The 19,694-nt window shown below is 61.2% G+C and carries 23 protein-coding genes and 1 tRNA gene; 12 read left to right on the top strand and 12 right to left on the bottom strand.

Annotated elements, in window-relative coordinates:
- The first annotated feature begins 105 nt into the window (after nucleotides 1–105).
- From amrS to AC2VNM_RS05940, 6 genes are all read left to right on the top strand, one after another.
- Entirely contained in the window at nucleotides 106–1,254 is a 1,149-nt protein-coding gene (gene amrS, locus AC2VNM_RS05915) for an AmmeMemoRadiSam system radical SAM enzyme (protein ID WP_483166594.1), read from the top strand.
- Complete coding sequence (locus AC2VNM_RS05920) at nucleotides 1,235–1,399, top strand: hypothetical protein (RefSeq protein ID WP_483166595.1); 165 nt, start codon at nucleotides 1,235–1,237, stop codon at nucleotides 1,397–1,399. Before amrS ends, AC2VNM_RS05920 begins: the two co-directional genes overlap by 20 nt.
- 16 nt (nucleotides 1,400–1,415) lie before the next feature.
- A complete protein-coding gene (locus tag AC2VNM_RS05925; protein WP_483167275.1) occupies nucleotides 1,416–1,685 on the top strand; it encodes a hypothetical protein in 270 nt (89 codons plus the stop codon).
- A gap of 511 nt (nucleotides 1,686–2,196) precedes the next feature.
- A complete protein-coding gene (locus AC2VNM_RS05930; RefSeq protein ID WP_483166597.1) occupies nucleotides 2,197–2,430 on the top strand; it encodes an acyloxyacyl hydrolase in 234 nt (77 codons plus the stop codon).
- 200 nt (nucleotides 2,431–2,630) lie between these two features.
- Nucleotides 2,631–2,918: a hypothetical protein gene (locus tag AC2VNM_RS05935; RefSeq protein WP_483166598.1), complete on the top strand. Its 288-nt coding sequence runs from the start codon at nucleotides 2,631–2,633 to the stop codon at nucleotides 2,916–2,918.
- Nucleotides 2,919–3,093: 175 nt separating this feature from the next.
- Nucleotides 3,094–3,594 carry a GNAT family N-acetyltransferase gene (locus tag AC2VNM_RS05940; RefSeq protein ID WP_483166599.1) on the top strand — a complete coding sequence of 167 codons (501 nt, stop codon included), beginning with the start codon at nucleotides 3,094–3,096 and terminating at the stop codon, nucleotides 3,592–3,594.
- Between the two features lie 4 nt (nucleotides 3,595–3,598).
- On the opposite strand, the gene AC2VNM_RS05945 is transcribed toward AC2VNM_RS05940, so the two are convergent.
- A tRNA-Ser gene (locus tag AC2VNM_RS05945) sits at nucleotides 3,599–3,688 on the bottom strand.
- 138 nt (nucleotides 3,689–3,826) lie between these two features.
- On the opposite strand from AC2VNM_RS05945, the gene AC2VNM_RS05950 reads away from it, so the two are divergent.
- Nucleotides 3,827–4,099, top strand: coding sequence for a hypothetical protein (locus AC2VNM_RS05950; protein WP_483166600.1), 273 nt, complete (start codon nucleotides 3,827–3,829; stop codon nucleotides 4,097–4,099).
- 6 nt (nucleotides 4,100–4,105) lie between these two features.
- Here the strand turns inward: AC2VNM_RS05950 and AC2VNM_RS05955 are convergent, their stop codons facing one another.
- From AC2VNM_RS05955 to pcnB, 10 genes are read right to left on the bottom strand one after another with little or no spacing between them, the layout of a single operon-like run.
- Nucleotides 4,106–4,711, bottom strand: a complete 606-nt coding sequence (locus AC2VNM_RS05955; RefSeq protein ID WP_483166601.1) for a class II aldolase/adducin family protein — start codon at nucleotides 4,709–4,711, stop codon at nucleotides 4,106–4,108.
- Nucleotides 4,712–4,714: 3 nt separating this feature from the next.
- Nucleotides 4,715–5,098: a Smr/MutS family protein gene (locus AC2VNM_RS05960; RefSeq protein WP_483166602.1), complete on the bottom strand. Its 384-nt coding sequence runs from the start codon at nucleotides 5,096–5,098 to the stop codon at nucleotides 4,715–4,717.
- Nucleotides 5,082–5,744 carry a YoaK family protein gene (locus AC2VNM_RS05965; protein WP_483166603.1) on the bottom strand — a complete coding sequence of 221 codons (663 nt, stop codon included), beginning with the start codon at nucleotides 5,742–5,744 and terminating at the stop codon, nucleotides 5,082–5,084. Before AC2VNM_RS05965 ends, AC2VNM_RS05960 begins: the two co-directional genes overlap by 17 nt.
- A gap of 2 nt (nucleotides 5,745–5,746) precedes the next feature.
- Nucleotides 5,747–9,574: a DUF3683 domain-containing protein gene (locus tag AC2VNM_RS05970; protein WP_486913030.1), complete on the bottom strand. Its 3,828-nt coding sequence runs from the start codon at nucleotides 9,572–9,574 to the stop codon at nucleotides 5,747–5,749.
- Nucleotides 9,571–10,404, bottom strand: a complete 834-nt coding sequence (panC, locus tag AC2VNM_RS05975; RefSeq protein ID WP_483166605.1) for a pantoate--beta-alanine ligase — start codon at nucleotides 10,402–10,404, stop codon at nucleotides 9,571–9,573. The genes AC2VNM_RS05970 and panC overlap by 4 nt, the downstream gene beginning before the upstream one ends.
- A complete protein-coding gene (panB, locus tag AC2VNM_RS05980; protein ID WP_483166606.1) occupies nucleotides 10,404–11,189 on the bottom strand; it encodes a 3-methyl-2-oxobutanoate hydroxymethyltransferase in 786 nt (261 codons plus the stop codon). Before panB ends, panC begins: the two co-directional genes overlap by 1 nt.
- Entirely contained in the window at nucleotides 11,186–11,779 is a 594-nt protein-coding gene (locus tag AC2VNM_RS05985; RefSeq protein ID WP_483166607.1) for a deoxynucleoside kinase, read from the bottom strand. The genes panB and AC2VNM_RS05985 overlap by 4 nt, the downstream gene beginning before the upstream one ends.
- Complete coding sequence (gene folK, locus AC2VNM_RS05990) at nucleotides 11,773–12,324, bottom strand: 2-amino-4-hydroxy-6-hydroxymethyldihydropteridine diphosphokinase (protein WP_483166608.1); 552 nt, start codon at nucleotides 12,322–12,324, stop codon at nucleotides 11,773–11,775. The genes AC2VNM_RS05985 and folK overlap by 7 nt, the downstream gene beginning before the upstream one ends.
- Nucleotides 12,294–13,568: a tRNA nucleotidyltransferase/poly(A) polymerase family protein gene (locus AC2VNM_RS05995; protein WP_483166609.1), complete on the bottom strand. Its 1,275-nt coding sequence runs from the start codon at nucleotides 13,566–13,568 to the stop codon at nucleotides 12,294–12,296. Before AC2VNM_RS05995 ends, folK begins: the two co-directional genes overlap by 31 nt.
- A 10-nt stretch (nucleotides 13,569–13,578) precedes the next feature.
- On the bottom strand, nucleotides 13,579–15,027 hold the full coding sequence (gene pcnB, locus AC2VNM_RS06000; protein WP_483166610.1) for a polynucleotide adenylyltransferase PcnB: 1,449 nt from the start codon (nucleotides 15,025–15,027) through the stop codon (nucleotides 13,579–13,581).
- A 195-nt stretch (nucleotides 15,028–15,222) separates the two neighbouring features.
- Here pcnB and AC2VNM_RS06005 point away from each other — a divergent pair, with 195 nt between their 5' ends.
- The 5 genes from AC2VNM_RS06005 to AC2VNM_RS06025 all read left to right on the top strand — a co-directional run bounded on the left by AC2VNM_RS06005 (nucleotide 15,223) and on the right by AC2VNM_RS06025 (nucleotide 19,002).
- Complete coding sequence (locus AC2VNM_RS06005) at nucleotides 15,223–15,678, top strand: IMP dehydrogenase (RefSeq protein WP_486913031.1); 456 nt, start codon at nucleotides 15,223–15,225, stop codon at nucleotides 15,676–15,678.
- A complete protein-coding gene (gene guaB / locus AC2VNM_RS06010) occupies nucleotides 15,675–16,688 on the top strand; it encodes an IMP dehydrogenase (RefSeq protein ID WP_486913032.1) in 1,014 nt (337 codons plus the stop codon). The genes AC2VNM_RS06005 and guaB overlap by 4 nt, the downstream gene beginning before the upstream one ends.
- A gap of 8 nt (nucleotides 16,689–16,696) precedes the next feature.
- Entirely contained in the window at nucleotides 16,697–18,304 is a 1,608-nt protein-coding gene (guaA, locus tag AC2VNM_RS06015) for a glutamine-hydrolyzing GMP synthase (RefSeq protein ID WP_483166612.1), read from the top strand.
- A 66-nt stretch (nucleotides 18,305–18,370) separates the two neighbouring features.
- Nucleotides 18,371–18,619, top strand: a complete 249-nt coding sequence (locus tag AC2VNM_RS06020; protein ID WP_483166613.1) for a type II toxin-antitoxin system Phd/YefM family antitoxin — start codon at nucleotides 18,371–18,373, stop codon at nucleotides 18,617–18,619.
- Nucleotides 18,616–19,002 (top strand): type II toxin-antitoxin system VapC family toxin, encoded by a 387-nt coding sequence (locus tag AC2VNM_RS06025; protein WP_483166614.1) that lies wholly within the window; start codon nucleotides 18,616–18,618, stop codon nucleotides 19,000–19,002. Before AC2VNM_RS06020 ends, AC2VNM_RS06025 begins: the two co-directional genes overlap by 4 nt.
- A 175-nt stretch (nucleotides 19,003–19,177) precedes the next feature.
- Here AC2VNM_RS06025 and AC2VNM_RS06030 read toward each other — a convergent pair whose 3' ends face one another.
- Entirely contained in the window at nucleotides 19,178–19,408 is a 231-nt protein-coding gene (locus AC2VNM_RS06030; RefSeq protein WP_483166615.1) for a hypothetical protein, read from the bottom strand.
- Nucleotides 19,409–19,694 lie beyond the last annotated feature (286 nt).

Below are 19,694 nucleotides of genomic sequence, written 5' to 3' on the forward strand. Positions count from 1 at the left end.
CACTCTTACCAATATCGGGCCAGTATAGCCGCTTTTAAAGCCATTGAAATGATGGGACCTTGAGATCATATAGTAGCCATATTTTGATCATTTTTAGGGGTCGCCATGAGCCGAGAAGCCGAAAACATTTCCCTTGCCGATCCCGACGTGGTATCAACCAAGTACTGGCATGCGCTCGACGACGGTCGTATCCAGTGCGACCTTTGTCCGCGCTACTGCAAGCTCCACGTGGGCCAACGCGGGCTGTGTTTCGTACGCGCGCGGGTCGAGGACCAGATCGTCCTCACCACCTATGGGCGCTCCAGCGGCTTCGTCATCGACCCGATCGAGAAGAAGCCGCTGGCCCATTTCCTGCCCGGCACGTCAGTGCTGTCGTTCGGCACGGCGGGCTGCAACCTGGCCTGCGGCTACTGTCAGAATTGGGACATCAGCAAGTCCCGCGAGACCGACCGCCTGCTCGACCAGGCTAGCCCCGAGACCATCGCCGAGGCGGCGTTGCGCAGCGGCTGCCGTAGTGTGGCCTATACTTACAACGACCCGGTGATCTTCCATGAGTACGCCATCGACGTGGCCCGCGCCTGCCGCGGGCGCGGGCTGAAGAACGTGGCGGTGACCGCAGGCTACGTCTGCCCCGAACCGCGCGCCGAGTTCTACGCCTGGATGGATGCTGCCAACGTGGACCTCAAGTCGTTCAGTGAGGAGACCTACAAGCGACATACCGGCGCGCACCTCGAACCCGTACTCGACACCCTCAAGTACATCAGGCATGAAACCGATGTGTGGCTGGAGGTCACCACCCTGCTCATCCCCGGCCTGAACGATTCGGACGAGGAGCTGACCGCGATGGCGGAGTGGATGGTGCAGGAGCTTGGGCCGGACGTGCCCTGGCACTTTTCCGCCTTCCATCCCGACTACCGCATGCTCGACCGCCCGCCGACGCCGCCCACAACCCTCAGACGGGCTCGCCAAATCGCCATGAAGGCGGGGATGCAGTATGTCTTTACCGGCAATATCCGCGATCCCGAGGGGCAGGCCACCTACTGCCACCATTGCGGGCAGCTACTGATCGGGCGTGACGGTTATGCGATCACCGCATGGAACCTGGATGCGAGCGGCCACTGCCGCCAGTGCGGCACGCCATGCGCCGGCGTGTTCGAGGCCGAGCCGGGCAACTGGGGCAACCGCCGGGCGGGGGTGCATCTGGCTCACTTTGCAGCGCTGACGAGGAGGAATAATGCCCTTCGCAAACCGTGAAGAAGCAGCGCTGCAGTTGGCTTTGCGCCTAGCCCCTTATCGAGGGGGAAAGCCACTCGTGCTCGCCATTCCCAGAGGAGCGGTGCCTATGGGGCGGATCATTGCCGATGCCGTGGAAGGGGATCTCGATGTAATCCTGGTTTGATCCGGCGGATCGGCTGGTGATCGTCGTGGATGACGACGTGGCCACTGGCGCCACTCTCAGTGCGGCCTTGCGTTTTCTCCGCGAACGGCGGCCCCTTAGCCTCGTAGCCGCCATAGGCGTGGCACCGGCAGAGGTCGCCGCGCAATTGGCGACCCTGTCTGATGAAGTAATTGTACTGGAAACGCCCGATCCTTTTTACACAGTTGGATCCTTTTACACTGACTTCGATGAGGTTACCGACGAGGATGTGATCGCGATCTTGCGGCGGGCGAAGGTCAAGTCTTGACAGTGGGATCCGCCACACCCAGTGAAGTACGGGACGACATGTTGCGCTTCAAACTTGAAACCGCCATGACATAGTTGATAGCAGCCACGCAAAGGATAGAAACGGGCAAAGGATAGAAACGGCGCCCGCAGTCCCGCAGCCCTCCTCCTGCGGATAATCAGTGAATGGGTCGTCACCGTTTTCCGGAAAAGGAGGATCCCATGCGACACGCACTTCATTCCCTGCGCCGGACGATGGCACGATGGGGATCGTTCATCTTTTTGCTAGCATTGGCTCCGGCAGCTCCGGCCATACAGATCATGGGTAATAGCGCTCCGTATTTGAGTGTCGGAACTGGTGTATTCAATATGGTGGGGGCCGTAGATTCATTTGGACACAACCACCCCCGGCGGCTATTAATGTAGAATATCAGACGAGCGACAAGCTTTATGGTATCGGCTTCGCTTGGGGTCTTCTGGCCAATAGCGATGGCGGCATCGATGGCTACGGCGGTCTTTATTCCGACATCGCATTGACCCCCCGCTGGATACTAATCCCCCTGGCGGCACTCAGCGGCTATCGCCAGGGTAAGAGCAAGAATATAGAACTGGGCCTTGCCTACCAACTAGATAATGGCGCCCGGGTAGGGCTGAAAATAGCCCATCTATCTAATGGCGATTTCTACGACCGGAATCCAAGAGAACGAAGTCCTGCTGACCTATGCGTTTCCCCTAGATTGAGCCACTGGCTGATTGATGCCGTATAGAGGGAGGCACGACTTGGTGTGAAAAGCAGGCGATGCCCAAGCCTTTGGTCCATCGGGATGCTGCGCGATAAAGCTGCGCAGCGTCTGTGACTTCCACGAAGATAGCAAATGACCGCTTTCAGTCTTTCCCTGACCTTCCCAGCCAGATGCCATCCGCGCCTCGTTCCAACCAGTGAGATATTGAAACACAGATATCGGCGATGACGCCTCTAACCTTTGCTGCTGTCGATCAGGCCCAGCACACGCTGAACGCCGTGCTGACCAAGGCACGGTTCTGGCAGCGTTGGGCAGCCACGCCCTTGAACGAGCGACAGGCGAAGTTGCTGAACCAATTGCTTGACGGTTTCGAGGGCAAGCTCACCAGCAGCAAATGGGCGGCTACCGCCAAGTGTTCACCAGATACGGCGCTGCGCGATACCAACGACTTGCTGACGCGTGGTCTCTATGTAAATCGGACGCGGGTGGACGTAGCACCAGCTATAAGCTGAATGATCTGCTTGGATAGCGAAGCTGCCTGCAATAAGCTGGGCGTAAGACTGAAACGGCGACTGCATGGATTTTCGCCAACCGATTACGGAAGAAGAGCAGAATGGAAAACAGACGACTACAACATCGGCAATTTCAGACCCTGCGCGTGTGCCGGCCGGGAAGCGCTAGGAAGTGATGGAAAGTTGGCTGCGCTTGGCGACTCTGGAGGACTTGCCGGAGATCGTTGCCATCTATAACTCCACTATTGCATCTCGCATTGTTACGGCCGACACCGACCCGGTAACGGTTGCGAGTCGAATCCCCTGGTTTCAGGCCCATGACCCCAATCGACGTCCGATTTGGGTACTGCAGAGTGATACCGGAATCGCTGCCTGGCTAAGCCTATCCGATTTTTACGGACGCCCGGCCTATGCTGCTACTGTGGAGGTTGCCATCTATGTTCGGGAGGAGGAGCGAGGAAAAGGGCAGGCCAGCATCCTGATGGAACACGCGATCCATGCTGCCCCGGCACTGGGCATTTCCACATTGCTTGGATTCATCTTCGCTGAAAATCAGGCGAGTGTGCGGCTATTCAAGAAGTTTGCGTTTACCGAATGGGGGAGCCTGCCGGAAGTCGCTCGGCTCGACGGCGAGACAAGAGATCTGCTGATCCTCGGCCGAAAACTGAGATGTTGAGTAGTGGCGGAGGCGGTGAGATTCGAACTCACGAGGGGCGTGAACCCCTGCCGGTTTTCAAGACCGGTGCAATCAACCGCTCTGCCACACCTCCGAAGTGTCCAGTGTACGCAAAATGGCGCCGCCGGGGAATGCAGAATGAAACCCTGAAACGGATTGCCCCGTAATTCTGGATTGAGCGCAAGCATCGCGCGTATCATGGGCAAGAACATTTCCCGCTCCTGGAGGATCCGTGTTTCTTCTTAAAGTGTTGTTTCCCAGTGCCAATGCGATGCAGCTGACCCTGAGCAAAGTTCGCGAGCAGCTTGCCGAATTGCAGGATGCGCCGATGGAACTGCAGTCGGCGTTGCAACTGCTGCTGAGTGAAAGTCCGCACATGGAAGCGGCGGAGTTTGCAGAGAAGCCGGCCATCGCGGCCATCTATGGCGGTTTTGATCCCCGGGCGGCGGCCATTGCCGAGGCAGCGCTGCTCGAGGCCGGAGCGCTGGAAGTGATTCAGGAATAACGCCCTTCAGCTGGCGCGGGCGATGGCGCGCAGCAAAGCCTCGCCGCAATCGTCGGCCCGCTGGCCCGCCACCAGAATGCCATCTTCATGGCCGGTCATGCTGAGCAGCACCGGCAATCTGGCTTGGCTGGCGATCTCTCGAACTGCTGCGGCCATAGCGGGCGTACCGTACTCTACATCGGCTGGGGTGCGCGGCAGGTCCAGTTCTGCCGCACGCCTCCACAGTTCGGGCAGGTGCGCGTGAAATGCCCAGTGGATGTCTGGCCGCAGATCATAGAGTGCCGCGTGGCTCATGGACTCGGAGGAGGGCGCCACTGGTCCGCGTGCCCAGACGGTATTGGCATCAATATCCCAGCGTTCGACGAGACTGTAGTGCTGTGGACTGAGGCTGGCGAGCTCCCCGGTTTGTGTGCCGGTAATCCAGAAGCCTTCAGTGCAGCGCCGGCTCAAGTTGCCAAAACCAATGCCCCCATAGCGCCTGGGGTCTGCGCCAATGCCGCCGATGGCGCGCAGACGGGTGCGCCAGCGCTCCAGTTCGTGGATAAACTCCGGGGCGGGACCGTTGCCCGCCTGCCAATGGAGTTGAAACTTGGTGACACCTTCTTCTTCCATAGATTACTTTTTGAGAAAAATCGACTGCAGCATACGATACCAGAATGGCGGCTTGCTGACTGCATCCTCGACATTCGGGGCGGCCTTGGCGGGCGGAATGGCGTCGGCGGGGTAGAGATCGACCCAGGTGGCCCCCCAGCTACTGCGGTCCTGGGCAAGGCCGAAGGCCCGTACCGCTGTTTCGCGGCTCAGGATGGCATGCACCCGCCGGCGCAGAACGCCCTTGCCTTTGCCATGGATGATGCGGACTCGCAGGATCCCGGCGGCGCGACAGGCGCGCAGATACTCGCGGACCAGATCGTTGACTTCTGCTGGGCGAAACTGGTGCAGGTCGAGTATGCCGTCGAGAGGGATCGGCACGGCACGGTCTTCATGCGGCTGCTTCATGCCGTCCCAAAAACCACACCCCGAGCAAAGCCACCCAGGGCAGATTGACCGCCAGCACTGGGCTCAGCCAGAGCAGCGCCGCGATGAAAACCGCGCCGCCTGCGTAGGCGAGCAGGGCGGCGAGCTGCTGCATCGTCACCCAGCCGGGTTTTTCCCGCTTTTGCAGGGCCTCGGTAAGGCTGATCAGGATGCTGGTCAGGGTGTTTGTGAACACTACCGAGGGAACGCCGGCCACGTTGACTCGGCGTGCGAGAACGCTTTGCGTACCCATGGCCACCGCGGAACCAAGAATCATCATTGCCAGCGGCCCGCCGCCAGCGGGAAAGCCCCAGAGCCACCAGCCCGCGGCAAAGATCCCCAGGCCCAGCAGCTCCAGAAAGAGGATGCGTTCACCGCGACCGAGAGCCGTTGCTCCCAAAGCGCTGGCGGCTACGGCGCCAATGATGAAACCGATGAGGGCCAGGAGGGAGTGGGTGGCCAGGGCGAGTTGTCCTTGCCCCAGGGCCAGACCGAGGAGGGCGAGATTGCCGGTCATGGCCGAGGTAAAGACGTCGTGAAAGCGCAGGAATGCCGTCACGTCAGCGGAGGCGGCGATGGCGGAAAGGACTTGGATGCGCAGGTCGGCTCGGGTAAACGCGTGCGTCATCCCTACAGTAAGACCCGTTCAATGCCGCCATTGCGGGCGGCCTCGGCAAATTGTCGCGCCCAATCGACCCCCATCTGTGCCTTGGCGAGTTCAACGACGATGTAATCGGTCTCGAGGCCGGTATCCAGGCGGTAGCGTTCCAGACCCTGCTGACAGGCTGGGCAGGAAGTCAGCAACTTGACGTTGCCACCCTGCGCCTTGGGCGCGCCGGTGAGGGCTTGGATGTCCTGGTGCAGGACTTCTTCCTTGCGCGCGCGCAGTTGCGTCGCGATATCCGGACGACTGCTGGCCAGGGTGCCGGCCTCGCCGCAGCAGCGCTCGGAGCCGCGCACCGGCTGGCCGAGCAGGGTCTCCGCCACGGTCAGCGGCTTGTGCGTCTTCATCGGACTATGACAAGGGTCATGGTAGAGATACTGCACGCCGGAAACGCCTTCCATGCGCACGCCCTTCTCCATAAGAAACTCATGGATGTCAAGCAGCCGGCAGCCGGGAAAGATCTGCTCAAACTGGTACTTGAGCAACTGATCCATGCAGGTGCCGCAGGACAGGATGACGGTCTTGATATCCAGATAGTTGAGGGTGTTGGCCACGCGGTGAAAGAGCACCTGATTGCGCACCGAGATTTCCTGCCCCTTGTCTTCCTGACCGGCAGCGGTCTGCGGGTAGCCGCAGCAAAGATAGCCGGGGGGCAGCACCGTCTGTACCCCCACGCGATAGAGCATGGCGAGGGTGGCCAGACCAATCTGGCTGAACAGGCGTTCACTGCCACAGCCGGGAAAGTAGAATACGGCCTCGCTGTCCGGGGCAGTCTGTGGATCGCGCAAAATGGGCACTGTTTCGTGGTCGACGATACCGAGAATCTGGCGCATGGTCTGCGCCCCCATGTCAGTCGGCAGCGGCTTGCGCAAGAAGTGAATGACCTCGGCGCGGATATCGGCCTTGCCCGTGGTGGCCGGCGCCTCACCCTTGGGTAGCAGGGGCCGGACGATGCGGTGCGCCAGGGCCTGCGCCTGGTAGGCGGGCTGCAACACGCCACGGCGCAGGAAGTGCACGGTCTGCGGGTCACTGGCGTTGAGATAGCTCATGGCCAGCCGGGTACCGGCGCTGAAGGTCTTTTCGCCGCGCGCGCGCAGAAGATTGCGAATGTGCACCGAGACTTCGCCAAAATCGATGTCCACCGGACAGGGGGTCATGCACTTGTGGCAGGTGGTGCAATGGTCGGCAACATCTTCCAGGGCCTGAAAATGCTGCTGCGATACCCCGCGCCGGGTCTGCTCTTCGTAGAGGAAGGCCTCGATCAAAAGCCCTGTCGCCAGGATCTTGTTGCGTGGCGAATAGAGCAGATTGGCGCGTGGCACATGGGTCATACAGACCGGTTTGCACTTACCGCAACGCAGGCAGTCCTTGATCTCGCGGTTGAGGCTGTCGAGCTCGCTCGCCTCGAGAATCAGCGCCTCCTGCTCCACCAGTTGCAGTGACGGGGTATAGGCGCTTTCCAGTCCCGAACCGGGCAGCAGTTTACCCGGATTAAAGACGCCATGCGGATCGACCTGCGCCTTGTATTGCTGAAAGGCTGCCACCTTTTCCGGCTCCAGCCAGCGCATCTTGGTGATGCCGATGCCATGCTCACCGGAGATGACACCGCCCAGTTCCTTGGCAATCTCCATGATGCGGTCGACGACCCGGTCGGCCTCCTGCAGCATCTCGCGGTCGGAAGAGAGCACGGGGATGTTGGTGTGGATGTTGCCGTCGCCAGCGTGCATGTGCAGAGCGACAAAGATGCGCGTACGCCGGACCCTCTCGTGGATGCGCCGGATCTCGCCCAGCACCCCAGTGAAGCGCTCCCCCGCGAAGAGCTCTTCCAGGGGCTTGCCGATGTCCTCGCGGTAACTGATGCGCAGGTCACGCCGCAAGAGCAACTGCAAGAGGCTCTGCTGGGGATCGATCCGCCCTTGCTCCTCCGCGGGTACGCTGGGGAGTAACTCCTCGGTGGGCTGGTCAAGATGGGCAAGATAATGCTCCCAGCGACCGTGGACTTCCTGTAGGAGGGCAAGCGCCGCTTCTCGTTTGCCCGCTACGATGGCGCGCTCCTCGGCGCTGTCCTCAAAATCCTTCACCCGCCGCAGTTCCGGCATCTCTCCCTGCAGGTAGCCTTGCAAGGCGTCGATGATGCGCAGTTTATTGGCAATCGACTGTTCGATATTGAGGCGCTCGACGGCGCGGGTATATTCGCCCAGCCGATCGAGGGGAATGACGACATCTTCATTGATCTTGAAGGCGTTGGTATGCGCAGCAATCGCTGCGGTACGGCTGCGGTCGGCCCAGAAGCGGCGTCGCGACTCGGGGGTGGTGGCGATGAAGCCTTCGGCGCCGCGGGCATTGGCCAAGCGCACCAACGCCGAGGCACAAGCTCCGACGGCGTCGGCATCGTCGCTGGCAATGTCGGCCAGCAGCAACATGCGCGGGCGCTCGCGCCGCGGCGCCTTGTTGCTGTACTTGACCGCCTTGATGTAACGCTCGTCGAGGTGCTCCAGCCCGGTCAGTAGCATATCCGGCCGACCTTCCACATAGTTCTTGAGCTCGACGATGGCAGCGACCGCCGGTTCCAGGTCCTTGCCGTAAAACTCCAAACAGACCGTGCGCAGGTGCTTGGGCATGCGATGCAGAATGAAGCGTCCCGAGGTGATGATGCCGTCGCAACCTTCCTTCTGAATGCCCGGCAAGCCCCCCAGGGTCTTGTCGGTGACATCTTTGCCCAATCCGGCCTTGCGAAAACTGCTACCGGGGAGTTCGAGGATCTCGGGTGCGCCTATGGGGGTTTTGCCATCCGCCTCGTAGCGGGTGATGCGAAAGCGCACCTGCTCCTGGTCGTGGATCTTGCCCAGGTTGTGATCCAGGCGTTCGACCTCCAGCCAGCGGGCATCGGGCATGACCATGCGCCAGGAGGCCAGGTTATCCAGGGTGGTGCCCCAGAGTACCGCCTTTTTGCCGCCCGCATTCATGGCGATGTTGCCGCCGATGGTGGAGGCATCGAGAGATGTGGGGTCGACGGCAAAGACCAGCCCGGCGCTTTCGGCCAGGTCGGCAACCGCCTTGGTGACTACTCCGGCACCGGCTTCGACGACGGGCACCAGGGCATCGCAGTCGGGCAGAGCGACTTCCTGTATCGGCGACAGGGAGTCCAGTTTTTCGGTATTGATGACGGCGCTGCGCGGTGTCAGGGGGATCGCCCCACCGGTATAGCCGGTACCGCCGCCGCGCGGGATGATGGCCAGCTGCAGCTCACGACAGACGCGCACTTGCTGGGCCAGCTCTGCTTCCGTTGCCGGGTAGAGGACCACTAGCGGCAGCTCGACGCGCCAATCCGAGGCATCGGTGACGTGCGCTACCCGGGCATAGGGGCTGAAGTCCACATGATCTTTGGGGCTGACCTTGGCCAATGCCTGCGCCGCCCGTTTGCGCAGCTCGCGCTCGGCATCGAAGTTCGCGATGAAACGTTGCTTGGCGACGCGGCAGCGATCGAGAAGCTGCAAAACCAGAGCATTGCCCTCGGCGCGCTGGGCAATCTCGTCCAGGCGGTGCTCCAGGGCCTGCCAGAGGGCACGGCGCCGCTTGGGATCGGAAGAAAGATCCTCTTGCAGATAGGGGTTGCGCGCCACCACCCAGAGATCGCCCAGTACCTCGAAGAGCATCCGCGCCGAACGCCCGGTGACCCGCTGCCCGCGCAGCGTTTCCAAGGTCTCCCAGGCCTCGTCCCCAAGGAATCGACAAACGATCTCGCGGTCGGAAAAGGAGGTGTAGTTGTAGGGAATTTCGCGTCGTTCGCTCACGGAATCACCATGTTGTCGATGAGTCGCACATCGCCCAGACGGGCAGCAGCCAGCCAGCGCGCCCCGGGCTGGATCTCGCTCACGGGTTCCAGACTTTCACTGTCCCGCAGTTCCAGATAGTCCACGGCAAAGCCCGCCGCCTGCAGACGCTCTCTGGCGTCCTGAGCCGGGGCCTGTACTGGGCTACCCACAGGAAGCTGGCAGAGCTGTCGCAGTTCGGTCGCGAGGCGTGGCGCCAGGATGCGCTGTTCGGATGTCAGGCGGCTGTTGCGGGAACTCCGGGCCAGGCCGTCGCCATCGCGCTGGGTCGGTCCACAAAGGAGTTGGACGGGAAGATTCAGGTCGTCGAGCATCTGCCCGACGATGCGGTATTGCTGGTAATCCTTTTCCCCCAAGACCAGGATGTCTGGCTGGGCCAGGTGCAGCAATTTGAGGACGATGGTGGCCACGCCGGTGAAATGTCCGGGCCGTTGCGCACCGCAAAGGATATTGCTGAGCCGCTCGGGCGGGACGACCTGTGTTTGTTCGGCAGCGCCTCGGGGATAGAGGTCCTCGTCGCTGGGTACGAAGACGGTCGTGCAGCCGCGCTCTGCCAGTTGCTGCAGGTCACTCTCCAGAGTGCGCGGATAGCTTGCAAAGTCCTCTCCGGGGCCAAACTGCAAGGGATTGACGTAGATGCTCACCAGTACCTGCTCGGCCCGCGCCTGGGCAAGGCGCAGCAGCGCGAGGTGTCCGGCATGGAGATGGCCCATGGTGGGGACCAGCGCCAGACTGCCACGCTGCTGCTGTCGCCAATTTCGCAGGCTGTCGGTATTGCGCAGAATGGGCATCAGCGTTTACCCGCTTTGGCAGGAAAGGATAGCTCGCGCACCGCCTGCACATAATCGCCGAGGCCGGCGCGCAGCAGGGCCGCACCATCGACAAAGGCGCGAGCAAAGGGAGGGGCCTTGCCGAAGCCGAGTACGTCATGCAGGACGAGAACCTGGGCATCGGTATCCGGCCCGGCACCAATGCCGATGACGGGGATGGGGCTCTGCGCCGAGATGCGCGCGGCAAGCTCGGCGGGAACCGCTTCCAGCAGCAAGAAACGGGCGCCGGATTGCGCCAGCGTCACGGCCTCCTGCTCCAGGCGTTCTGCCGCCTCGGGCGTCGTTGCCTGGCGCTGAAAGCCGCCCCACTGGCGCAGGCGCTGTGGGGTTAGGCCGAGGTGTATGCAGACGTTCAGTCCGCGCGCCGCACAAAATTCCAGATGCTCACGGAATTCGAGTCCGCCTTCCCACTTGATCACCTCGGCCCCAGCGCGCAGCAGGGTGCTAGCGGAGCGCCAGCACTGCGCCGGGCTTTCCTCGTAGCTGCCCAAAGGGAGGTCGGCAAAGACCAGACTGCGCTGACAGGCGCGCGCCACCATTTCGGTGTGGTAGGCCATCTGTTCCAGTGTCACTAGCAAGGTGTCGCGATGACCTTGGACGACCATCCCCAGGGAATCGCCAACCAGGACGCCATCGACGCCGGCCTCTTCTGCCAGCTTGGCGAAGGGATGATCGTAAGCCGTCACTAAGACGCGTTTTTCTCCGCGCTCCTTGGCCGCGATCCAGGTATCGATTCGTTTGCTCAACTCCGCCACCCCAACTCGTGTAGTTTATTTCCGACTAAATCGGTCAAGATTTTAGCATCCTTTTTGTGTGCGACGAAGTCCATGTTCTCGCCGCGCAGATCGAGGACAGCACCCGAATATCCGGCAAAAAAATCCGCATAGCGTGCCTGGACTCCGGCCAGGTATTCGCGTTGCATGGCCGCATCCCATTGATCACCGCGCGCTCGCACGCGCGAATAGAGGACCTCCAGCGGCGCATCGAGGAATATCATCAGATCCACCTGGGGTGGCTGGGGTAACAGTCGGGCACGAATCTGCAGATAGAGATCGCGCTCCGCTGGTGACAGGGTCTGCGTGGTGAACAACAAATCCTTGTCCGGGCCGTGGTCGCTGAAACACAGGCCGTCTGGCAATGCCTGCCACTGGGCACAGCGCTGCAGCAAGAAATGCAGTTCCGTTGCCAGGGCGTGGCGGCCATCGGCATAGAGCTCGGCCAGGAAGGGATTGTCTCCCGGCATCTCCAGACATGTTTCTGCGCCAAAATATCTGGCCAATAGCTGCGTGAGACTGGTTTTCCCGACCCCCATGGGGCCTTCGACAACGATTAGCATGAGCGTCGGATTTCCGCATTGTCGGACTGCGCCACGGGAGGCAACGGCGCCAGGCGCTGGTCGGCGACCGCCGGTAGCAGTTGCGCGATGGTGCCAAGGCCGGGGACTATCAGGCCTGGATCGTAATCCGCCATGGGCTGCAATACGAAAGCACGGTGGGCAATTTGCGGATGCGGCAAGCGCAGACTAGGCTCCTCGCTGTGCAGATCACCATAGAGAAGGAGGTCGAGATCCAGCACCCGCGGGCCCCAGACCAGTTCCAGCGTGCGCTGCCGTCCGGCCTGCTCTTCGATGCTGTGCAGAGCCTGGAGCAGATCCTTTGGCGATAAAAAGGTTTCCAGACGTGCCACGGCGTTGACGAAGGGAGGTTGCGCGACCCCGCCGATGGGCTCCGAAAGGTAGTCTTGCGAAACCCAGTCCAAACGCGATTGCGGTAGCGCCGCCAAGGCCGCCCGCGCCCGCGCCACCTGCACGCGAGGGTCTTGCAGGTTGCTGCCAATCCCTACCCAGGTGATCACGGCAGCAAATTTTCTTTTTTCAGCCAACGCAGGGCTCCATCCTTATCTTCAAAGGCTCCGTTCCAGGTCGCATCTTGCAAACGTGCAAGCAGATCGCCGAGTTGTGGGCCGGCCGGGATGCCCCAGTTCTGGAGGTCCCGACCATCTACCGGCACCTTTTGCCAGCGCTGTACCTGCAGATAGTGCCAAGCCGAGCGGCTCAGCTCCGGGTCCTCCTGAAGGGCCAAAGCGCACAGGATACCTGCCGGCGTCCAGCTCTGCCAGTAGTGCGCCTGCATTGCCGGCGTAGGCCCTGGTAGTCGCGCGGGTAAAGCGGCAAGGTCGTGCAGCCAAGCCCTATCCGGAGTCCACTGCCAATGTTGCCAATGCTGCGTGCGCAGTTCCTGCGGAGTGTAGTAAGCGAATAGAAGGAGGACCGTTGCTGGCCGATCGATGCTGTCCTGAAATTGCTGTTGGTATGCAGCGAGGGACTGTTCGAGCCGTTGTACTGCTGACCAGATCTCGACTGGCGCGGATGCCAATGGCGGTAAGAGTGGGCCAAGTCCCCAGTTGCAAAACGTTTGCAGGTTACCGGGCAGATCAGGAAGCTGCAGCAGTAGGGATAGTTCGCGGAACAGTCGGGTACCACTCAGATGGGCAAAGCCATTGGCTTCCAGCACCTCGCGCAGTTGCTGGCGGGCCTGCGGACCCAGAGAAAAGCCGAAGCGTCGGGCAAAACGCAGTCCGCGCAGGATCCGTGTAGGATCGTTTTGAAACGATTGGGAATGCAGTACCTCCAGGGTGCCGCTGCCGAGATCCTCGCGTCCGTGAAACGGGTCGAGGATCTCGGCAAAAGCGTCCGGGGCGAGCTGCAGGGCGATGGCATTGCAACGAAAATCGCGGCGCTGCAGATCAGTATGGATGTCGGCGGGGAAAACCTCGGGCAAGGCGGCAGGCTGGGGGTAACGCTCTCCGCGACAACGGGCCAGATCCCAGCGCAGTCCCTCGGGACTTGTGAGGCTAGCAGTACCGAACTGCGAACGCTTGTCCAACTGGAAACCCAGATCCTGTAATATCTCAAGAAGCGGTTCGAGACGTCCGTCTATGGCAAGATCCCAGTCCTGGCTTGCGCGGGCAAGGAAAAGATCACGGACGCCGCCGCCGACCAGATAAAGCCGGGAGCCAAGGGCTTGGGCCTGTGCGCCCAGAAAGCGAAGCTGCTGCAAGCGGGCAGCTGGCCAGAAAGTCTGGATGCGTTGCGGAAGTTCTCCGTGGTCGCTGTCGAGGACCACTGCGCGGAACCTATTCGCCTTCTGGTGCGGCTACGGGTTCCGATGCCTGTTTGGGATTCCGTCGCCGCCGTCGCCGCCGTTTGCCGCGCTTGGCCTCGCCGGCGGGCAGGGGACCGAGCGGAGATTCGCTGTCTCGGTCCTCCTGGCGAGCCGCTTCGATGAGCTCTTTGCGGCCCTCGCTGTCGGCATCCTGAAATTGCTGCCACCACTGCGCCAGAGCACCAAGATCGGCACCGGCCTCGCAACGAAGCTGCAAAAAGTCGAAGGCCGCGCGGAAACGCGCATGGGCGAGCAGGGCATAAGGCCGCCGTCCGCCGCGACGATGAAAACGTGCTTGCAGGTCCCAGATTTCTCGGATCGTCAAGGTAAAGCGGCGCGGAATGGCAATCTGTCCGCGATTTTCTTCCAGCACCGCACTGGCCGCCTGCTGCATGGCCACTACCTCAGGCTTGTCCTCCTGCATCAGTCGCTCTTGTTCCGCCACCAGCACTGGCCAGAGCATCGCGGCAAAGAGAAATGCGGGATGCACGGATTTGCCGGCAGCTATCCGTGCATCGGTGTTGCGCAGAGAGAGTTGGATCAGTTCGCGGGCAACCCCTTCCTCAGCGCGCTCCAGCAGTTCCGCGAGTTGGGGAAAGAGGGCGGCGAAGAGCCCATAGCGCTGCAAGACTGCCAGGCTTTGTTGGGCAAAGCCGGCAAGAAACAGCTTGCCGGTTTCTTCATACAGGCGGGCTGGGGGTACCTCGCGTAGCAGCTCGCGGCAGGCGGGTATGGCAGACTCGATGGCGGGATCGAGTTGAAACCCGAGTTTGGCGGCAAATCGCGCCGCCCGGAGCATGCGCACCGGATCTTCGTGGAAGCGCTGCGCTGCTTCGCCGATCATACGCAACCGCTGGGCCTCGATATCGGCCCAGGCCCCCCAGAAATCGATGATGCTGCGGTCAGCGATGTTGTAATACAAGGCGTTGGCAGTGAAGTCGCGGCGCTGCGCGTCTTCTTCCAGAGTACCGTAGACATTGTCGGCGAGAATCCGCCCACTGGCGCTCACTGTTTGCGCGTCGCTGTCACCACCGCGGAAGGTGGCTACCTCGATGATCTCCCGGCCAAATTGTACGTGTACGAGGATGAAGCGCCGACCGATAAGGCGGGCATTGCGGCGAAAGAGTTTGCGCACTTCCTCTGGCCGGGCGTCGGTACAGACATCGAAATCTTTGGGCTCGCGGCCAAGCAGCAGGTCGCGCACGCTGCCACCCACCAAATAGGCCTGATAGCCAGCGCGATGCAAGCCATTCAAAACCTGCAAGGCGGCATCACTGATCTGGCGGCGGGAGATGTTGTGTTTCTCTCGCGCAATGACCTGCGCCCCGGCGGGCAAAGATGGCGTCTGCGCGACGGCAGCGGGCGGCGGCACGGCGTCTTCGGCTAACTGTGCCGCAATGAAGTTTTTCAGGGAGACCAAAGTGTGATTCCAGCCCTCCGGCAAATAGCGCGCACAGTGTATACGAAAAATCGGCAATATTCGAAATGATGAGCAGCGGCGGGAAGCGGGGGTGCGCAAATTGGCATTTTTTTCGCCCCGCAGCTATCATTGCGTATGCCTGACGGGGCTGGGTGTGCAGCGATGCCTGGCCCTTTTTTATTTTGAGGAGCTCCGATGCAACTGATTGGCGAAGCCCTGACTTTTGACGACGTTTTGCTCGTTCCCGCCCATTCGACCGTGCTGCCACGCGATGTTCAGACCCGCACCCGCCTGAGTCGCAATCTGCAGATCAACATCCCTCTGCTGTCTGCTGCCATGGATACCGTCACCGAGGCGGCGATGGCCATCTGCATGGCACAGGAGGGTGGCATTGGCATCATTCACAAAAACATGAGCCCTGAGGCGCAGGCGGCGCAGGTCCGCCGGGTGAAGAAGTTCGAGGCAGGTGTCATCAAAGACCCCATCGTTACCGGTCCCAGTGCCACGATCCGCGAGGTTTTGCTGTTGATGGCCGGACACGGTATCTCTGGTGTTCCGGTCGTTGGCGAGGACGGCCGTTTGGAAGGAATCGTCACCAACCGCGATCTGCGCTTTGAGACGCGCATGGAGGCGCCGGTCAGCGTGTCATGACCCCGCGCGAGCGCCTGGTGACGGTAGCCGAGGGCAGCAGTCTCGACACCACCAAGGACCTTCTGCACAAACATCGCATCGAAAAGATCCTCGTGGTCAATGACCGCTTTGAGCTGCGTGGGCTGATCACTGTCAAGGATATCAGCAAGGCCACCGCCCATCCCAATGCCTGTCGCGACAGTCTGGGGCGCCTACTGGTGGGGGCGGCGGTGGGGGTTGGCGCTGGCACTGACGAGCGCGTCGAGCGTCTGGTCGAGGCCGGGGTGGATCTGATCATTGTCGATACTGCCCATGGCCACAGCCAGGGCGTACTCGACCGGGTCGCCTGGGTGAAAAAACATTTCCCGACGGTCGAGGTCATTGGCGGCAACATCGCCACGGCGGAGGCCGCGAAGGCCTTGGTCGATGCCGGCGCGGACGGTGTCAAGGTCGGCATCGGCCCGGGCTCCATCTGCACCACGCGCATGGTGGCCGGGGTGGGCGTGCCGCAGGTGACGGCCATCAGTAATGTCGCGGAAGCCCTGGCGGGCACCGACGTACCCTTGGTGGCCGATGGTGGCGTGCGCTTCTCTGGCGATTTCGCCAAGGCCTTGGCGGCGGGTGCGCACACGGTCATGGTCGGCGGCCTACTGGCCGGTACCGATGAGGCCCCAGGCGAGATCGAACTCTATCAGGGGCGCAGCTTCAAGGCTTATCGCGGTATGGGCTCCCTGGGTGCCATGCAGCAGGGCTCGGCCGATCGCTATTTTCAGGATACCAGCAGTCCCGAGGCCCCCAAGCTGGTGCCTGAGGGCGTCGAGGGACGGGTGCCCTACAAAGGGCCCGCGGCCCAGGTCATCCACCAGCTTCTGGGCGGATTGCGCTCCAGCATGGGCTATCTCGGTGCCGCCGATCTGGCACAGCTCGCGCGCGATGCGAAATTCATCAAGATCACCCAGGCCGGCGTGCGCGAAAGCCATGTCCACGACGTGCACATCACCAAAGAAGCTCCCAACTACCGGGTGGAGTGATCGCCTCCATGAGTGAAGAACGTATTCTGATCCTGGACTTTGGTTCCCAGGTCACCCAGCTCATCGCCCGGCGCGTGCGCGAGGTGCATGTCTATTGCGAAATCCATCCCTGCGATGTCAGTGACGACTTTGTGCGTGACTTTGCGCCCAAGGGCATCATCCTCTCCGGAAGTCATGGCAGCACCTACGAAGACCACGAATTGCGTGCCCCGCAGGCGGTCTGGGAGATCGGGGTGCCGGTGCTGGGTATCTGCTATGGCATGCAGACCATGGCGGCGCAGCTGGGTGGCACGGTCAGCTGGGCGGACCATCAGGAGTTCGGCTATGCCGAGGTTCGCGCCCGCGGCCACACCCGGCTCTTGCAAGGCATTGAGGACTTTCAGACAGTGGAAGGCTACGGCATGCTCAAGGTCTGGATGAGTCACGGCGATCAAGTCACGGCGCTGCCGCCGGGATTCAGGCTGATGGCCAGCACTGCCAGTTGCCCTATCGCCGGAATGGCCGATGAGGAGCGCGGCTATTATGGGGTACAGTTTCACCCCGAAGTCACCCATACGCTGCAGGGTAGGGCGCTGCTGCGTCGCTTTGTGCACCAAATTTGCGGTTGCTCCGGTGATTGGGTGATGGGCGACTATGTGGCCGAGGCCGTGACGCGGATCCGCGAGCAGGTCGGCGCGGAAGAGGTCATCCTCGGCCTGTCTGGTGGTGTCGATTCCAGCGTGGCCGCCGCCCTGATCCACCGCGCCATCGGCGACCAGCTCACCTGCGTCTTCGTCGATCACGGGCTGCTGCGTTTAAACGAAGCGGACATGGTCATGGAAATGTTCGCGGGCAAGCTGCACGCCAAGGTAATACGGGTGGATGCCAGCGAGCTCTTTCTGCGCGAACTCGCCGGCGTTGCCGACCCGGAACAGAAGCGCAAGATCATTGGCCGTCTCTTTGTCGATGTCTTCAAGGCCGAGGCCGAGAAACTCAAGGCCGCCCGTCCCGGCCATCGTGGCGTCCGCTTTCTGGCGCAGGGGACGATCTACCCCGATGTCATCGAATCGGGAGGCGCCAAGAGCAAGAAGGCCGTCACCATCAAGAGCCACCATAATGTTGGCGGTCTGCCGGAGCAACTCGGGTTGCAACTGCTCGAACCCTTGCGCGAGCTGTTCAAGGATGAGGTCCGGGAGCTCGGCGTGGTCCTTGGCCTGCCGCGGGAAATGGTCTATCGCCACCCCTTCCCCGGCCCCGGCCTGGGAGTACGTATCCTTGGTGAAGTCAAAAAAGAATACGCCGATCTGCTGCGTCGCGCTGACGCCATCTTCATCGAAGAACTACGGGCCACCATTGACCCCGAAAGTGGCGAAAGCTGGTATGACCTCACCAGTCAGGCCTTTGCTGTCTTCCTGCCGGTAAAAAGCGTTGGTGTGATGGGCGATGGTCGCACCTACGACTACGTGGTAGCTCTGCGCGCCGTGCAGACCAGCGACTTCATGACCGCCGACTGGGCCGAACTACCCTACGCTCTGCTCAAGAAGGTGTCCTCGCGCATCATCAATGAGGTGCGCGGCATCAATCGCGTCACCTACGATGTTAGCTCCAAGCCGCCAGCCACCATCGAGTGGGAGTGATTCGCCTGCACGAACTGGACTGCCGATGCTGGCCAGGCTAGACTAAATTTGTGTGATTCGGAGGACATGATGCAATCTTTCAACATGTTGCAAGCCAAGTCATCGCTATCCCGCCTCGTGGAAGCTATCGAACAGGGCAAGGAGCGCGAGATCATCATTGCCCGCAATGGCCGCCCGGCTGCCAAGTTGGTGCCTGTGGATTCCGTCCAGGCCGGTAAGCGCATCGGTGTCGCCAAGGGTAAGTTTGAGGTGCCCGATAGTATCGATGCCCATAATGAAGAAATCGAGTTCCTATTCCTGGGCGGTCGATCTTGAACCTCCTCCTCGATACCCATGTCGCCCTCTGGGCCATCACCGACAGCCCCAAGCTGCAGAAGAGGGCACGCGAACTGATTGAGTCGCCAAGGTCTTCGGTCTGGATCAGCGCCGCGACGGTTTGGGAAATCGCGATCAAACACAGCCTCGGCCGCAAAGACATCCCCGTGTCCAGCCGGGACGCGCTGCGCTATTTCCAAGAATCCGGCTACCGCTTTCTACCTATCGAGCCCGAGCACGCAACAGCCGCCGAAGAACTGCCGTCGCATCACGCCGACCCATTTGACCGCATCCTGGTCGCGCAGGCGCTTGTCGAGCCTATGCGGCTGATGACCCATGATCCGCTAGTAGCGCACTACAGCGATACCATCATCGAAATTTGATAACAAGCCATCGTGGTCGTTGGCGCGCCCATGGCGCTTTTGGTCACCATGATGAGGGCATGCGGTTACTCGCCATTGGGTTTTATCTGCTATTTGCCCCCTTTGGCTGCTTTCCGACCGACGCATGGAGGAGCCTTGCGCTGATTTGGCGTCAGCGATGTCCTGGGATCGTCCCTCAGTCGCCGCTCATACCGGCAATGGCGGCGTTTCGCGCATACTGACAGGATGTGGCCTTCCCTTGGGTTTCGTGTGACTGACACCAAGCCAGCTCCTTGGCCGTCTCATCGGGGTGATGCGCATACCATGCCTGATCTTTCCCGCCATAGGGACCCTCGCGAAAAAACATGGGTAGGACAGCCAGGACCAATACCACCAGAATGACGGCGAGATACACCCACTTTTTCACTTTTTGCACTCCCTTTGTTCTCAGCCTTATCGTACTGGATCACTGCGCATGCGGAAAGGAGTCTGTAAACGCCAGGGGTGTGCAAACGCCTGCGTTTGGATGCTCGGGCAACTCGGCAGGAGGAAGAGGACCCCCGGTTTCTTCAGCCTCTCGCAGGATGTTGGTGGGCGTCCACGTGGGGTTATTGATATGTCAAAGCACATTAGAAATGTCCGGTGTTGGGCAAGATAGAGATGTCCGGTTCTCCTGGGTATGGATTACTTTCCAGGACGATCTACGGTGGGGT

This window comes from Acidithiobacillus sp. TH-A67 (assembly GCF_057473545.1).

Bases quoted from the DNA above. Each gene is read 5' to 3' on its own strand.
- amrS (WP_483166594.1), top strand. From the start codon at position 106: ATGAGCCGAGAAGCCGAAAACATTTCCCTTGCCGATCCCGACGTGGTA.
- AC2VNM_RS05920 (WP_483166595.1), top strand. From the start codon at position 1,235: ATGCCCTTCGCAAACCGTGAAGAAGCAGCGCTGCAGTTGGCTTTGCGC.
- AC2VNM_RS05935 (WP_483166598.1), top strand. From the start codon at position 2,631: ATGACGCCTCTAACCTTTGCTGCTGTCGATCAGGCCCAGCACACGCTG.
- AC2VNM_RS05940 (WP_483166599.1), top strand. From the start codon at position 3,094: ATGGAAAGTTGGCTGCGCTTGGCGACTCTGGAGGACTTGCCGGAGATC.
- AC2VNM_RS05955 (WP_483166601.1), bottom strand. From the start codon at position 4,711: ATGGAAGAAGAAGGTGTCACCAAGTTTCAACTCCATTGGCAGGCGGGC.
- AC2VNM_RS05960 (WP_483166602.1), bottom strand. From the start codon at position 5,098: ATGAAGCAGCCGCATGAAGACCGTGCCGTGCCGATCCCTCTCGACGGC.
- AC2VNM_RS05965 (WP_483166603.1), bottom strand. From the start codon at position 5,744: ATGACGCACGCGTTTACCCGAGCCGACCTGCGCATCCAAGTCCTTTCC.
- panC (WP_483166605.1), bottom strand. From the start codon at position 10,404: ATGCCCATTCTGCGCAATACCGACAGCCTGCGAAATTGGCGACAGCAG.
- AC2VNM_RS05985 (WP_483166607.1), bottom strand. From the start codon at position 11,779: ATGCTAATCGTTGTCGAAGGCCCCATGGGGGTCGGGAAAACCAGTCTC.
- AC2VNM_RS06005 (WP_486913031.1), top strand. From the start codon at position 15,223: ATGCAACTGATTGGCGAAGCCCTGACTTTTGACGACGTTTTGCTCGTT.
- guaB (WP_486913032.1), top strand. From the start codon at position 15,675: ATGACCCCGCGCGAGCGCCTGGTGACGGTAGCCGAGGGCAGCAGTCTC.
- guaA (WP_483166612.1), top strand. From the start codon at position 16,697: ATGAGTGAAGAACGTATTCTGATCCTGGACTTTGGTTCCCAGGTCACC.
- AC2VNM_RS06020 (WP_483166613.1), top strand. From the start codon at position 18,371: ATGATGCAATCTTTCAACATGTTGCAAGCCAAGTCATCGCTATCCCGC.